The sequence below is a fragment of the Paenibacillus sp. FSL R5-0912 genome (assembly GCF_000758605.1).
Taxonomy (GTDB): Bacteria; Bacillota; Bacilli; order Paenibacillales; family Paenibacillaceae; genus Paenibacillus_AQ.
In genome coordinates, this window is the sequence record NZ_CP009282.1 from 6,446,438 (window position 1) to 6,461,476 (window position 15,039).

Consider the following 15,039-nt stretch of genomic DNA (forward strand, 5'->3'; position numbering starts at 1 on the left):
ATTAAAAAGAATGAGCTTCTTTGCGATTTGAGTTTGTGAATACTTTCATTACATCGCCCGAGCCGTCCGCCATCGGCAGTGTCCGCTCCAGGGTCAGACCATTCTTGAGCATCACCTGCTCTGATCTGAGGTTGTCCCCGCGGCAGCGTCCCTCCACCTTCAGCAGTTCCAGTTCGCGGAACCCGTAGGCCAGCAGCAGCCCCAATGCTTCAGTGGCGAAGCCGCGCCCCCACCATGTTGGATTAAGCATATACCCCAGCACCGCCTTGCCCTCATGCCGGTTCCAGTTCTGCAGGGAGACCGACCCGATCAGCTCCGGCTGTCCTTTGAGATAGATGCCTGCATGCAATGCGCAAGGGTCATAACCATGCAGCATCCGGTTCACCAGCTTATCCAGAACGCCCTGCTGGGAGGATGAGCCCTGGCGCAGCTGAATATGCGGCTGCACCTCCGGATGGGAGAGCAGCGCCCGCAGCACTGCGCCGTCAGCGGATGTCATACTTTTCAGTTCTACCGCCGCTCCCTGCAGCGCCATACCCATAATCGCTTCATAAGTGCTCATGAACTTCACCCTCTTCTGCTGCTCTCGTTAAGCCGCATCCTCAAGCTCTGCCATCTTACTCCCGGCGCAGAGTCAGTACAGTAAGCTCCGGCCGGCACATGAAGCGCAGCGGCATCATGGTTTCACCGAATCCCCTGTTCACATACACCGGCATCGCCTTATTCTCTGTGTAATACAGGCCGTCTATGTATTTCTGCGAGCCGTAAGGCGTGAACGGCGCACCCAGCAGCGGCAGACGGATCTGACCGCCGTGGCTGTGCCCTGAGAGCTGCAGGTGAAACGGATACCCTTCCGCCGTATCGGCGTAATCCGGCTCATGCATCATCAGCACCGTGAACGTGCCGTCCGGGATGCCCTCGATTGCGGCCTCCGGGTCCGGCTTGCCATGCAGCATATCGTCGAGTCCAGCCACCGCCATCACGGCTCCGCCCTGCTTGATCAGGTAGGACTGGTTCCGCAGCACACGGAAGCCGGATTCGTTCAGCAGGCGGGTAAGCAGCTCCGTATTCTTGTAATCATGGTTGCCTAGGATGGCATACTTGCCCAGCGGAGCTTCAAGCTCTGCCAGAATAGCGACCGAGTCTGTCAAATCCTCGGCATAGCTGTCCACAATATCCCCGGTGAAGCAGATCAGATCCGGCTTCTCCTCCTTGATGTGCTTAGTCAGCCGGGCCAGATCATGCGCATCCTTGTTGAAGCCCAGATGCACATCGCTGAAATGAACGAGCCGGGTTCCGGCAAAAGCTGAAGGGAGGTCCTTCAGAGGCAGCTCCCTCCGCGTAATCTCCAGCCAGTTAGGCTCGCCCTGCCAGGCATAGCCGCCGGTAAGCAGGCCGGCGCCAACTACGGTTGCCGCCCCCCGGGCGAGGAACTGGCGGCGGGTCATTTTGCGGCTGCCAGCCCCCTCTTTCTGCGGAGGGGTATAACCGCCGGTACCTGCCGCCGGCAGGTCAGACCTGGGAGAGCCCCCGGACGATTTTGTACTCATAGGGAGATTCTCCTTTCTATCCTCAAATCTATTCGGTTAATGCCGTTTATGTTCGTATACTGAGCATGCTGCGCTTATTGGCAACACTTCCAGTTCATCCGTCAGCGCCTGAGATACGGCTAATCGTCAGGCTAATCTGCGGGTTAATCTGACCCCTTATCGCTTCCAGGCCGCTTCGGCGGAATTCCGGCATCCTGTGCTTCCTGTTCATCCTGTGCTTCCTGCTCCCTCTCCTCATGCTTATCTGTTACAGCTTCTTCCACTTTGTCATCAATGTCCACTTCTATGGCCGCTTCAATCTCTTCTTCAGTGGTGTCGGGTCCGAGAATTTTGCGGAACAAGCCCAGCATGGACAGGGCATAGGCAACGGTTATGAAGCTGAAGCAGATCTGCATGACTACAACAAGCCGCGAAGTGTTATCTATGGGAGCCACATCCCCGTACCCGACTGTCGTAAATGTAGCTACGCTGAAGTACAGGAAGGTGATCAGCTGGCTGAGCAGATCCTGGCCTATCCCCTCGCCCTGGAAGGAAGACTGGCCAAACAGCTTATATATGGATGTATATACAACTGTAAAAAAAATAATGCAGCTAAACGCAGCGATGCTGATCCGGACCAGTGTATGCTGCAGCCTGACTTCCTTGCTGTTGGAGTCCTTGATCTCATGAAAAATAAACAGAATATAAAATAGGACCGAAGCCAGGACAAAAATCAGAATCAGACCGCGCAGTCCCTTGTTGCCGGGCACAATGGTGCCTAGATCGATCAGGTCCAGCAGATCCTCAACCGAAATCAGGGCATAGATCAGAATGGGGGCCAGCAGAACTCCTTTGCCCATCCAGCTCAGCTTGATCCGGAGAGACCACAGCGCCAGCAATATGATTACAGCAAAATTGAAAATCCATATCCACCACGCCATGGCCTTTATTCTCCTGTTCTCTGCATCCGGCAAGCTTTTATCGGGAAAAGTTACCGGTATTCCGCTGATAATGCCTCACCGCTCATAACCGCTTATATTCCCCACTTCCATTAGCCCGTTGTGTGCCCGCCAGCACCGGACTTCACCTTCGGCTCTTCTCCGGGTCTGCTGGTTACAGTAATCCGGCACTCTTCCTCAGGTGTCTCCCTGTAAGCTGCAGCGATGCCCTTAAGCTTAATGTCCTTCCGGCTAACCCGGCGCTGCTTAAAACATATCCCGACATCCTTGGTGAATGGGAACGGGTCCAGAATCAGCGTGGACTTATCCTGCCACTCTGCCTGAATAGCCTTGCCTGAGGTGAAGCTGAATTCCTCGCTGCCCGAGAAGCCGTCTGCGAACCAGGGATGCTTCTCGGACTCGGCGCTGCCCGGCTCGCTCAGCGCCAGAAACAGCGACAGGTCATCACAGAACTGCAGCAGTCTGGCGTCATAATACAGTTCGCCTTCTTCAAGCGGCCGGCTCTGCTCCAGCTCGCGGTGGATACGGGCTCTGCGCTCCGCTTCATCCTGCAGATACTGTGTCAGCTCCGGGCATTCCTCACCGGATACTTCGATCAGCCGTTCGAAATGCGAGCTGCACAGCAGCGCCCCATAAGGTGTATCTGATTCAACCTCGTCGATGCCCCGTCTGTAGAAGGTCAGCTTAGGCACAACGGGGAAGTCGATGAAGCTGTATGGCGCCCCCTCTGCATCGTTCCAGAACGGCGTCTCGTCGAGATCAATCCAGCCCCGGTCATGATTGCTCACCGCCCGCAGCACTTCAGCCCGGCGGCCTTCCGCAGGCGTATGCTCTTCCTTGAACCACTTCGCAAATTCCCCGGCCAGCAGGCCGTGCTCATGCTGCTTCACCATCACAAACGCTCCGTCCTGTTCACGACAAATCACTGTAATTCCTCCCCGTTGTCCACTGCTTGAATACTGCATTTAACTATATGGATTATAACATAATTCCCTATATTGATTAGAATCCGGGTGATCCAGCCACTCTATGTATGATCATGACCCAGTAAGAAGACTGTCTAAAAATGTACCCGTTTAATAGCCTGAAAGAAACATATTCTGCTGCAATAGCCCTTTCCAGTTCCAACCGGAAAAGGAAATGAACTCCTGGCGCAAACAGGCCGTTCAGGAAATACTCCTGAACGGCCTGTGATTTAAGGACAGCAGCTGATTACACTGCCGCAGATATAAATCGTAAAGAAAATGCAAGCTGTATAGTTACACGCCCAGCCAGCGCTTGAACATATGCTTAGTCGTCTGCTTATTGATCTCGGCAATGGAGGTGGTCAGCGGAATTCCCTTCGGGCAGGCGCGCACGCAGTTCTGCGAGTTGCCGCAGCCGTCGATGCCGCCGTCTTCCATCAGCGCTTCCAGACGTTCGTCAGAGTTCATCTCGCCCGTAGGGTGGGCGTTGAACAGGCGCACCTGCGAAATAGCCGCAGGACCGATGAAATTGGTCTTCTCATTGACATTCGGGCATGCCTCCAGGCAGACACCGCAGGTCATGCACTTGGATAACTCATAAGCCCACTGACGCTTCTTCTCCGGCATCCGGGGTCCCGGACCCAGGTCATACGTGCCGTCGATCGGAATCCAGGCCTTAACCCGCTTCAGGGCATTGAACATCCGGCTGCGGTCAATCACCAGGTCACGGACCACGGGGAAGGTCTTCATCGGCTCAATGCGCACCGGCTGCTCCAGGTTATCGATCAGCGCTGCGCAGGCCTGCCGCGGCTTGCCGTTGATCACCATGGAACAGGCGCCGCATACTTCCTCCAGACAGTTCGATTCCCAGCACACCGGGACTGTATTGTCACCCTTCGCGTTCACCGGATTGCGCTGGATTTCCATAAGCGCGCTGATCACATTCATTCCCGGACGGTAGGCAAGCTCGAACTCCTCCGTATACGGGTTCGTTTCCGGCTCGTCTTGGCGGGTAATGATAAATTTTACGTTTTTGGGAGCTGCTGCAGTTTCCGCCATGTCAGTTACCTCCTAAAAGTTTTGTGAGCATAAACCTCATCGCATGATTTCGTACAAAACTAGCTTCGCAAGCATAAACTTAGCTCCGGGTATATTACTTCTATGCAATCAGTCTTGGTCAGTTCGTTGCAATTGGAGATGGACTTAGTATGGATGCGAGTTCTATTGTATTTCATACAATCAAATCAGGTATTTCCGGCCTTAAATTGCATTCTATTGCAGTTTGTACATTTGAATTTTGCAATTAGCCCCTTTTGAGCTCCTGCAGCCAAATTCTGTTGCACAGAATACATTAGATTGCCTTTTAAAACGCTCAACCGGGCGATTCTGCTGTACAAAATACAATAGAACGCTACAACCCTGTTAGTCCTTCGAGTAATCCCGCACCCGCGGAGGAATCAGCGACACATCCACTTCCTCATATGAGATCTGCGGGCCGTCAGCCGTCCAGGCGGCTTTGGTCGTCTTGAGGAATTCCTCATCATTGCGGGTAGGGAACTCCGGCTTGTAATGCGCGCCCCGGCTCTCGTTGCGCAGCAGCGCTCCGAGGGTCATGGCTTCTGACAGCTCCAGCATATTCCACAGCTGGCGGGTGAAGGCTACGCCCTGGTTGCTCCAGCGTGAAGTATCGCTCATGTTGATGCGGCCGTAGCGTTCCTTTAGCTCTTTGATTTTGCCGATGGTCGCTTCCAGCTTCTTGTTCTCACGCACCACGGTCATGTTGGCCGTCATCCATTCGCCAAGCTCCTTGTGGATTACGTAAGCATTCTCCGTGCCTGTCATCCCCAGCAGAGACTCATATTTGTCTTCTTGCGTCTTGTGGAAGCTGTCAAACACCGTGGAGGAGATATCCTGAACCGACTTCTTGAGCCCCTTGATATATTCCACAGCCTTCGGCCCCGATACCATGCCGCCATAGATCGCCGATACCAGCGAATTTGCTCCAAGGCGGTTCGCCCCGTGATATTGATATTCACATTCCCCTGCGGCGAAGAGACCGGGAATATTCGTCATCTGGTTATAGTCGACCCACATGCCGCCCATCGAATAATGCACAGCGGGGAAGATTTTCATCGGAATTTTGCGGGGATCATCCCCCATGAACTTCTCGTAGATCTCGATAATGCCGCCCAGCTTGACGTCGAGCTCCTTCGGGTCCTTATGCGAAAGATCCAGGTACACCATGTTCTCGCCGTTAATGCCCAGCCCCTGATCCACACACACATTGAAAATCTCACGTGTTGCGATATCGCGCGGCACCAGATTGCCGTAAGAGGGATATTTCTCTTCGAGGAAATACCACGGTTTACCGTCCTTATAGGTCCAGATACGTCCGCCTTCTCCGCGCGCTGATTCCGACATCAGCCGCAGCTTGTCATCGCCCGGGATGGCTGTCGGGTGGATCTGGATGAATTCCCCGTTCGCATAATGCACACCCTGCTGATATACAGCGCTTGCAGCGGTTCCTGTGTTGATGACCGAATTCGTCGTTTTGCCGAAAATAATCCCCGGACCGCCGCTGGCCAGAATGACCGCATCCGCCGGGAAGGTCTGAATTTCCATCGTCTTCAGATTCTGGGCGCTGATGCCGCGGCATACGCGTTCGTCATCGAGAATGACGGAGAGGAACTCCCAGTTCTCGCTTTTGGTCACCAGGCCTTCGGCTTCCCAGCGGCGCACCTGCTCATCCAGCGCATACAGCAGCTGCTGGCCGGTTGTCGCTCCGGCGAACGCTGTCCGGTGGCGCTTCGTCCCGCCGAACCGGCGGAAATCAAGCAGCCCCTCCGGTGTGCGGTTGAACATAACGCCCATCCGGTCCATCAGGTGAATAATGCCCGGTGCGGCTTCGCACATCGCTTTGACCGGAGGCTGGTTGGCCAGGAAGTCGCCGCCGTAGACGGTATCGTCGAAATGCTCCCAGGGCGAGTCGCCCTCGCCCTTTGTATTCACAGCGCCGTTGATGCCGCCTTGCGCGCAGACCGAATGCGATCTTTTGACAGGGACCAGTGAGAATAGATGTACATGCGCGCCGGATTCGGCGGCTTTGATGGTAGCCATCAGGCCGGCCAGACCGCCGCCCACGATGATAATATCGGCTGATGCCATGATTGTTCCCTCCTAAATTACGCTTAAGTTGCTCCTGTATTCCTAAATAACGCTGCTGAGCGACTGCATCGCGGTGGCTGCGGTTTGAAATTCATCATCACGGAACGTCACCAGTGACAGTACGAACATGAAGGTAACCAGTACGAATACACCGAGACAGAGGATAGAGGACACCCGCTGTGAACGCGGCCCCACAGTGATACCCCAGCTGATGAGGAAGGACCATAGACCATTGGAGAAATGGAAGCAGGCTGCTACGATACCGATGATGTAGAAGGTCATCAGCAGCGGCTGGGTTACAATGTTATGCATAACTCCGCCCAGCTCATCATGCTCTACATTGCCAAGCGCCACCTGGACACGGGTATCGTACAGATGCCAGACAATGAAGATGAAGGTGACGATTCCGCTGATACGTTGCAGCGTATAACGCCAGTTTCTTTCCAGATTGTAGCGGTTCAGGTTCGGCTTCGACTGATAAGCGATGTACAGACCGTACACTCCATGGTACAGCAGCGGCAGCCAGATGCCGAACAATTCCAGGAAGAAGACCAGCGGCAGGCTGTTCAGCCAGAGCACACTGTCTGTGAAACCGGAAGCGCCACCCTCTACTGCTGCGAAGTTCGTCAGCATGTGCTCAAGGAAAAAGGCCCCAAGCGGGATAACGCCGAGCAAGGAATGAATCTTTCTGGAATAAAATCCTCTCATGCAAAGTGTCCCCTTTCCAATTAAAACAGCGTTTTCACAAGTATCTTTTTAAAGAGCATACACCGCCGGGAGTACAGTTGAAACAGGGCAGCGGCAGGCTGCAGCAAGCAGCAAAATGTCTATTTGCACCAATTTTCATTGTTTTCCCGGACTTTGCTTTATTATTCACAATATGTGAATATCTTGTGTCACTTTTCATGTTACTCTTTTTTCGCTTATAAGGGAATTGCAATCTAATTATTAATCGTTATACAATAAACGCATAAGAATATTTTTAATATGATAATAATTCTCATTTAGACTGCGTATTCACTTCAGATTCAGCCGAATTCTCATATAAATCAACGATCTTCCGGCTCCCGGCTATGCTTTTTATCACTCATTCATTGGAATTCTTAACCAGCAAATACCTAATACAATCCGCTGTTTACAGATTGGGACAAAGGAGTGCTTGTAATGTACGATGATTTAGACGCTTTTGCTGCAGTTGTGGAGCATTCCAGCCTGAACCGGGCCTCCCGCCAGCTCAACCTGTCCCAGCCAGCCCTATCCCGCAAAATATCCAAGCTGGAGGAACGGCTCGGGGTCGCCCTGTTTCACCGTTTCGGCAAGCGGCTGGAGCTTACGGAGGTAGGACGGCTTACTTATACCTATGCGCTGGAGCAGCGGCAGCAGCGCTCCAAGTTTCTGGAAGCGTTGTCCAAGTTCAAGGAAGGCGAACCGCAGCTCGTCACGCTGGGAGCCAGCCTGACCACACTGCAAACCACGCTGCCTCCGCTGGTGAATGCCTACATGGAGAAATACCCGGCGGCTGAGCTGAAGCTGATCACCGGGAAGACGCATGAGATGGTTACCGCAGTCAGCGAGGGCAAATGCGATGTCGGCATCATCGCCTCCCAGGTTCAGGAGCCAGGGCTGCGCTGTATCCCGCTGTTCGAGGACCAGCTCCGGCTGGTCGTTGCCGAGCACCATCCGCTGGCCCAGTCTCCGCGGCTCACGATGGAGCATCTCTCCCGGCTGCCGATGATTCTCTTCTCCAAGGGCACCTGGTACCGCCGGACGACTGATGATCTGTTCCAGCGCTGCGGCGTTGATCCCGATGTGCGGATGGAGATCGACTCCTTCGAAGCGATTGTCCGGCTGCTGCCGACCATCAAGGCCGCTGCGTTGCTGCCGAAGTCTTACCTCCGCCCGGAGCTGCTGAACGGCGGGGGACTCGTCTCCCTGCACATCAAGGAGCTCGAACAGACGCAGCGGACCACTTGCCTGATCTACCAGGGCAGCGGCGGACTTAGCACTGCAGCACGCTGCCTCGTGCAGGTGACTGAAGAAGTATTCCTGTCCGGACGCGAATAACAGAAATCACCCAGCAAGCTTCCATATTGCTACGGATTAGCTTGCCGGGTGAATGTGTTACAGAGATTTTATGACATAGAATTAGCGGAACTTACCTGCATCAATGGCAGCTTGCTTCTCATCGAGAACTTCCTGGTAGCCTGCTTCAAGGTAAGTCTTCTTGGCTGCTTCATAGGTGGCGTCGAATTCAGCTTCCGGGGAGAGCACGACCTTCACGTACAGCTCCTGGAACAGCGTGTTCAGGTCCGCCTTATACTCGTTTACCTTTTCAAGCACTACATTGAACAGCGCATCCGGCGTGCGGAATTCCGCAACCTCGTCGTAATATTTCACTAAATCATCAGCAAGCGTCTCGTACCCGGCTGGCGCCCAGTTACGCAGGTTAGCCGTACGGGTTTTGGCCGCATCAGGATACTGTGCAATTTCAGTCACAAGGCCCCAGTAGTCCTTGTTATTGTTCTGTGCCAGGACAGATTCGCCTTTGAAATCAGGATTCTTCAGAGCGATGCCATCTGCGTCAAGTGTGTAGTTCTCCCCTTCGATACCGTTCTGGAACTTGAACAGGTTCTCCGGCTGGCTCAGCCATTCGAGATACATCCATACCGCAGCACGTTCCTCAGGTGTCGATTCATAGTTAATTCCCATGATGAAGCCGAACGGCCAGTAAGCGCGTCCTTGAGGCTTGTTACCTTCCGGAACACCTGCGTAAGGAGGCACTACGGCAAATTCAGCTTCCGGGTTGTTCTGCAGAGTAGCTGCAAATACATCCGTATTGTTTGCCAGGTAGAACGCGAAGTTCCCTGTTTTGCCGGAAACAAATTCAGCTTTGACTTTAGGCTCGTCGTTACGCAGATAGAATTCCTTATCAAGCAGACCGTTATTATACTGATAGTTCAGGTTTCGTAGGTAAGCCTCTGTATCAGCCGTGGTAAGGTCAGCTACGCTAAGGTCGGAATACAGCGCACGATATTTCGCGTCAACCGGCCATTCACGGAAAGCATAGTTAAAGTTGTAGAAGTTCTGCAGCAGGTTGCCGCCGGTCACACCGAGTCCGGCCTCTTTCCATTTCGCCAGCATCTCGTTGTACTTCTCCAGCGAAGTCAAATCCTCAACCTTCATGCCAACCTTTTCAACCCAGTCCTTGCGGATAATGTTGACGAAGTTGTCGGCTTCAGGGCGGGCAGCGAAGAAGAAGGTTTTCTGATCATCCACTGTACCATACTGCTCAATAGTAGGGCCCATGTTTTTCCAATACGTTGGTGCGTAATTTTCGATTTCAGCATGGTCCAGCGGCTGCATAACATCCTCACCATAATAAGTAAGCGCTTGCGGCATATCGTAATGGAAGATGATATCAGGGGCTTTATGCGATGCCAGCAGCTGCTCGTAATCTGTTACCTCTTTGGCGCGGGTAATCGGCACGTAATTGACTTCGATATTGTATTTGTCGCCAAATTCCGCTTGTACCCAGCGGGTATAATAGTTGTCGGACACATTCCAGCCCTCATACGCCCGTTCATAAACCGGAATATCCAGGGAGACCTTCTTCTCGAAGCCCTTGGAGTAATCAGGGAAGCTGCCTTCAGTCTGGTTCGTGGCTGCTGCTGATTCTGCCGGGGCTGTGGTAGGATCAGTGTTTGCATTTTTAGCGTTGTTATTTCCCCCGGAGCATCCGGCCAGCATGCCAGCCGTCATGACTGATGCCATCATTAACGAATACATTTTTCTTTTATTCATCAAAATTCCCCCATTCTAATTTTCGGATTCAAATAGAATTACTATATACTGGAGCCCCAGATTACTCCTTGACCGCTCCGAGCATAACACCTTGAACGAAGTATTTCTGGACGAACGGATACACACAGAGAATAGGCAGAGTAGCAAATACTACAACGGATGCCTTAAGGACCTCCGGATTACTAAGCTGGACCTGGGTGGCTTCCAGCTGGAAGCTTTCACTCGCCTGGATAACCAGATAATAGAGCTTGAGCTGCAGCGGCCGCAGGGAGATCTCATGCTTAATATAGAACAGGGCATCCTGGTAAGCATTCCAGCGGCCGACTGCGTAGAAGAGCGCCAGTGTCGCCATAATCGGCTTGGACAGCGGCAGGACAATGCTGAACAGGATCCGGAAATGCCCGGCACCGTCGATCCGCGCTGATTCTTCCAGACTTACCGGTATACCGTGCGTTAGCGAAGTCTTCATAATCAGCAGATTGAAGGCACTGAACGACAAGGGCAGAACCAGTGACCAGATCGTATCCATCAGTCCCAGATTGTTAATGTTCATATAGTCCGGGATGATGCCTCCACTGAAGTACATCGTGAACAGGAAGATGAAGGTGATGACCCGGCGGCCCTTGAACTGGGCTCTCGACAGCGGGTAAGCGGCGCAGATGGTCAAAATCATCCCCAGAATGGTGAACAGTACAGTCACGATAACCGTGATATACAGTGAACGGAGGATACTGGCATCCGCGAAGATTTTACGGTACGCTTCGATGGTGAAGCCCTGCGGCCACAGAAAGACCTTATTGGCAATGACAAAGGAGTCAGAGCTCAGGGATTTCGATACGACATGAATAAACGGCAGCAGGCATATGAGCGAGACTACGATGATTGCGAAGCGGATCAGAAATTCCCAGGTATCTATACGTGCTTTATGGGGTACGGCAGAGCCCCCGGCTGTTGCTTTCATGGTTCCTCTCCTTTCTACAATATTCCATCCTCGCCAAGTTTCTTGGCTACACGGTCCGCGGAGATGACCAGAATAATACCGATAACGGACTGGAATAATCCGATGGCTGTCGCCCGGCTGAAGTTGCCGCTCTCGATCCCCCAGCGGTATACCAGCACCGGAATGGTCGTTGTGAACTCTGTGGTGGCTTTATTCTGCAGAGCGTAAATACGCTCGAAGGAGCCGTCCATCACTTTCCCCAGAGCCATGATCAGCAAGGTCACAATAGTCGCACGGATGGAAGGCAGCGTGATATTCCACACTTTTCTCCAGCGTCCTGCTCCATCGACCGTAGCCGCTTCATACATCTCAGGGTTAATCCCGCTCATCGCCGCCAGGTAGATAATGGTACCCCAGCCCATACTCTGCCACACGCCGATGGCCAGATAGCTGATCAGCCAGTTATTGTCCTCCTGCAGGAACGGAATACGGGTACCGCCCATGAGTTCAATCAGATTGTTGACTACACCGCCTCCCTCACTGAGAAGCTGGTAAGCGATAGCCCCGATAATGACCCAGGACAGGAAGTGAGGCAAGTACAGTATCGTCTGATTAATGCGCTTGAAGCGTATGCTTTTGACCTCATTCAGCAGCAGCGCCAGTACAATCGGCATCGTGAAGCTGAAGCAGAGATCAAGCACATTGAGCAGCAGCGTATTCCGGACGGCCTTAATGAAATCAGCCTTGGCGAAAAGCTCCTGGAAAACCTCCATTCCGGCCCAGTCACTGCCCCAGAAGCCCCGAGCAATTTTGTAATCCTTAAAAGCGATTACAAGTCCGGTCATCGGCAAATATTTGAATACGATTACAAATGCCAGCGGAAGCATAACGAGCAGGTAGAGCTGCCAGTCACGCTGCAAATAATATCCGAATCCCTGTTTCTTTTTTAGTAAAGGACTGTGATTTGTTTGTGAAGCGCTCGCAACTTTCAAAATTGTCACCTCCTGCCTCCAATGTTCTTCTTGCCGGCCAATGTCCTCCGGCTCGATTTCTATGCTAGCCCCTTTGCCTGATATTGAAAATCATGAGTATTGATGATCACCATCAAATTTGATTGAAGTGCGCTCTCAAAGGCCTCTGCAGCATTATAATGATCAAATATGATAGGCATTCCCAAAATTAAAGCGCTTTCAAGAAGTAAAGAAAGCAGCCCCTCCGGCCAGGAAAAGGCTCCTAGGAGCTCTTACTCTTGGCCGATTTGTAGCTGCTTGGCGGCATGCCTTCATATTTACGGAAAAAGCGGTTGAAGCTCTGAACATTATAATAGCCAACCTCTGCTGCGATTTGCTTGATTGAGCATTCTGTATCCAGCAGCAGCTCTTTGGCCTTCTCGATCCGCAGCTGATTCACAAAATCAATCATGCTATTGCCGGTTTGCTCATAGACGATCTTGCGCATATAAGAATAGCTGATGCCGATTTCCTTGGCCATATCCTCGAACACAATCTCTTCACGGAAATTTTTCTTCAAATAATGAATGATTCGTTCCGCATGATTGGTTTCACACGTGCTGCGGTCCAGGCTCTGTACGATTTCAGTGAAGAAACCATGCAGATATTCCTCCAGCTCATCCAGTGTATCCATTGCAGCAAGAATGGAGTACACATTCCCTCTGCCCATAACCATCCGGCCTGTGCTGATATGATTCTCGCGGAGGTGCTTGATCGTTGCCCCCATCAGCTGATAGTAGATGAACATAATATTATCGTAGGAAATATTCTCTTCCGAAGCGATCTGGCTGCGGATGCTCTGAAGCTCTTTGAATATCCCCGCCAGATCACCGGCATCCAGGAAGTTGAGAATCCTCCGCTCACTGCTCTCGGAATCGAGATATTTGCGGCTGCCCTCCTCTTCATCGTGCCAGTACATAATGCTTCCCGCCCCGTTGATCATCCGGTGTTTGATGACTTCCATCGCTTCAAACAGCCGCAGGGCAACCCTCTCGGGTGCATCAGCCAAATCACTTACCCCGATCGTGACTGAATGCTCCAGCATTTCGAGGGATTGATCCCGGATCTGCTCCAGCGCCTGACGGAGCAGCTCCTCCTTCTCCCCGGACTCATCTGGAGCAAAGTTCAGCACAATCACTATACAGCCATCGTTATGATATACACTGCGGGCGAGTATCCCCTCCGGGAAGAAGCTCTCATACTTCGCATTGAGCAGATACCGGTGATAGCTGCGTGTCTCCACATTGGTATTGCCTACATACCGCCGGTACTGGTCGATAGACACCACAACAACTCTGTAGCATACTTCCGGAAAAGCCTCCGTGATCCGAGGCGGAATCTCACCCCGCAAAAGACGGTGAACAGCAAGACTCCGGGTATCCTGCTCACGCTCCTGCAGCAGCTGGAACAGGCTTTCCTCTTCCTCCTGCATGCGTTTGAACGCCATATTCAGGAAGGCCAGCTCATTCTTATTGACCACACCCAGGTCGCTCTTCGAGCGGATCGTCCGTACCAGCTGCCGGAGGGGCCTGGACAGCCAGGTTGCAAGAAAGATGGCAAGCAGCGTCCCGAGCAATATGATAGCTCCGGTAAGCAGAATGATATTCCCCTTCATATCCCGTGATCTGATCATCAGCTCATCCATGGAGCTCCAGCTTACATTCCACCATCCGGACAATGCCGAGCGGCTCCAGGCGTACACCATCCGCTTGCCGTCCAGTTCGCGGAAAGTGTAGCCTTCACTAGCTCCCTGGTTCAGTATTTCCTGAAGGAAAGGCAGCTTTAGGCCGTCGGAGAGCAGCAGGGACTGGTCATTGAAGGAAATGACTTTGCCGTCCGAGTCCAGCAGCAGATAGTTGCTGTCTCCGCTCTCTGTTGCATGCAGATATTTGCCGATCTGGCTCTCTTTCAGGTTGACTACGATAATTCCGCGGGTTGTGGATGACAGACGATTGAGGGGATACACATACGATACAACATTTTCTCCCGACTCCAGCTTACGGGGAACCCAAACCCCGCTGATACCTCTGCGTCCTTCAAGCGCTTCATTGATCCAATCGATGGACTCGTACCGTTCCAGCGTCGTGATGCTGTTGTCAGTAGAGAACACATAATCCGAATCATTCAGATAAAAGTACGAAGAGTACACACCGTCTACCCGGCGGTTCAAGTTCAGCAGTTCTTTCGTTACGGAGAGTGCCAGGCTCACGTTGTTGTAATTTGCGTTAATTTCATCGTAGGTCTCAAAGCTGCGGATACGGTCAAAAATATTCGTCGCCGCCAGACGCGACGTGTCCTGAGCCAGATTGGCAAGCGCGTTCTCATTTAACTTGCGGCTCGCATTCAGCCCGGCAAGCGTGGATTCTCCAATGGCTACCTCTGAGTTCTGTATAATCTGTGATCCGCTGTACCATGTCAGAATCGCTGTCGGAATTGCCATGATGCAGAATAGAATCAGTGCCAGCTGCAGGATCATCGGTGTTTTTTTCATATTTGTATCCCCCTAAGGATGTCTCTATATGTAGCTGCCTTGAAATTATCTTATGTCCATATCTCAGCTGGCCGTATCGATATGTTACCGCTTACATTTAAATTTTCCAACCCCCTGATACAATTATTCTGTGCCTCGCGGCAAATCTCTCCGTCCGGATCACTTCAATGTTTTTAGTT

The 15,039-nt window shown here is 52.4% G+C and carries 12 protein-coding genes; 1 reads left to right on the top strand and 11 read right to left on the bottom strand.

Annotated features, from left to right (window positions below):
- Position 1: 1 nt before the first annotated feature.
- The 7 genes from R50912_RS33615 to R50912_RS27170 form a co-directional block, all read right to left on the bottom strand.
- On the bottom strand, positions 2–562 hold the full coding sequence (locus R50912_RS33615) for a GNAT family N-acetyltransferase (protein ID WP_052416717.1): 561 nt from the start codon (positions 560–562) through the stop codon (positions 2–4).
- 55 nt (positions 563–617) lie between these two features.
- Positions 618–1,550 (bottom strand): metallophosphoesterase, encoded by a 933-nt coding sequence (locus R50912_RS27145; protein WP_052416718.1) that lies wholly within the window; start codon positions 1,548–1,550, stop codon positions 618–620.
- Between the two features lie 143 nt (positions 1,551–1,693).
- Positions 1,694–2,470 carry a potassium channel family protein gene (locus R50912_RS27150; protein ID WP_052416719.1) on the bottom strand — a complete coding sequence of 259 codons (777 nt, stop codon included), beginning with the start codon at positions 2,468–2,470 and terminating at the stop codon, positions 1,694–1,696.
- Between the two features lie 110 nt (positions 2,471–2,580).
- Entirely contained in the window at positions 2,581–3,414 is an 834-nt protein-coding gene (locus R50912_RS27155) for a DUF3891 family protein (protein ID WP_197072992.1), read from the bottom strand.
- A gap of 333 nt (positions 3,415–3,747) precedes the next feature.
- Positions 3,748–4,512: a succinate dehydrogenase iron-sulfur subunit gene (gene sdhB / locus R50912_RS27160; protein WP_042139785.1), complete on the bottom strand. Its 765-nt coding sequence runs from the start codon at positions 4,510–4,512 to the stop codon at positions 3,748–3,750.
- A 363-nt stretch (positions 4,513–4,875) separates the two neighbouring features.
- Entirely contained in the window at positions 4,876–6,618 is a 1,743-nt protein-coding gene (gene sdhA, locus R50912_RS27165; protein ID WP_042239322.1) for a succinate dehydrogenase flavoprotein subunit, read from the bottom strand.
- Positions 6,619–6,660: 42 nt separating this feature from the next.
- A complete protein-coding gene (locus R50912_RS27170) occupies positions 6,661–7,326 on the bottom strand; it encodes a succinate dehydrogenase cytochrome b558 subunit (protein WP_042239323.1) in 666 nt (221 codons plus the stop codon).
- A gap of 456 nt (positions 7,327–7,782) precedes the next feature.
- Between R50912_RS27170 and R50912_RS27175 the strand changes: the two genes are divergently transcribed.
- Positions 7,783–8,682, top strand: a complete 900-nt coding sequence (locus R50912_RS27175; protein ID WP_039306940.1) for a LysR family transcriptional regulator — start codon at positions 7,783–7,785, stop codon at positions 8,680–8,682.
- Positions 8,683–8,763: 81 nt separating this feature from the next.
- Here R50912_RS27175 and R50912_RS27180 read toward each other — a convergent pair whose 3' ends face one another.
- The 4 genes from R50912_RS27180 to R50912_RS27195 form a co-directional block, all read right to left on the bottom strand.
- Positions 8,764–10,419 (bottom strand): type 2 periplasmic-binding domain-containing protein, encoded by a 1,656-nt coding sequence (locus R50912_RS27180; protein ID WP_042239325.1) that lies wholly within the window; start codon positions 10,417–10,419, stop codon positions 8,764–8,766.
- Between the two features lie 61 nt (positions 10,420–10,480).
- Positions 10,481–11,380, bottom strand: coding sequence for a carbohydrate ABC transporter permease (locus tag R50912_RS27185; protein WP_081956680.1), 900 nt, complete (start codon positions 11,378–11,380; stop codon positions 10,481–10,483).
- A gap of 14 nt (positions 11,381–11,394) precedes the next feature.
- Positions 11,395–12,351: an ABC transporter permease gene (locus tag R50912_RS27190; RefSeq protein ID WP_042239326.1), complete on the bottom strand. Its 957-nt coding sequence runs from the start codon at positions 12,349–12,351 to the stop codon at positions 11,395–11,397.
- 241 nt (positions 12,352–12,592) lie between these two features.
- On the bottom strand, positions 12,593–14,860 hold the full coding sequence (locus tag R50912_RS27195; RefSeq protein WP_042239330.1) for a helix-turn-helix domain-containing protein: 2,268 nt from the start codon (positions 14,858–14,860) through the stop codon (positions 12,593–12,595).
- Between the last annotated feature and the right edge of the window lie 179 nt (positions 14,861–15,039).

Excerpts from the sequence above, each read along its gene's own strand:
- R50912_RS27150 (WP_052416719.1), bottom strand. The coding sequence starts at position 2,470 with ATGGCGTGGTGGATATGGATTTTCAATTTTGCTGTAATCATATTGCTG.
- R50912_RS27175 (WP_039306940.1), top strand. The coding sequence starts at position 7,783 with ATGTACGATGATTTAGACGCTTTTGCTGCAGTTGTGGAGCATTCCAGC.
- R50912_RS27180 (WP_042239325.1), bottom strand. The coding sequence starts at position 10,419 with ATGAATAAAAGAAAAATGTATTCGTTAATGATGGCATCAGTCATGACG.
- R50912_RS27145 (WP_052416718.1), bottom strand. The coding sequence starts at position 1,550 with ATGAGTACAAAATCGTCCGGGGGCTCTCCCAGGTCTGACCTGCCGGCG.
- sdhB (WP_042139785.1), bottom strand. The coding sequence starts at position 4,512 with ATGGCGGAAACTGCAGCAGCTCCCAAAAACGTAAAATTTATCATTACC.
- sdhA (WP_042239322.1), bottom strand. The coding sequence starts at position 6,618 with ATGGCATCAGCCGATATTATCATCGTGGGCGGCGGTCTGGCCGGCCTG.
- R50912_RS27195 (WP_042239330.1), bottom strand. The coding sequence starts at position 14,860 with ATGAAAAAAACACCGATGATCCTGCAGCTGGCACTGATTCTATTCTGC.
- R50912_RS27185 (WP_081956680.1), bottom strand. The coding sequence starts at position 11,380 with ATGAAAGCAACAGCCGGGGGCTCTGCCGTACCCCATAAAGCACGTATA.
- R50912_RS33615 (WP_052416717.1), bottom strand. The coding sequence starts at position 562 with ATGAGCACTTATGAAGCGATTATGGGTATGGCGCTGCAGGGAGCGGCG.
- R50912_RS27170 (WP_042239323.1), bottom strand. The coding sequence starts at position 7,326 with ATGAGAGGATTTTATTCCAGAAAGATTCATTCCTTGCTCGGCGTTATC.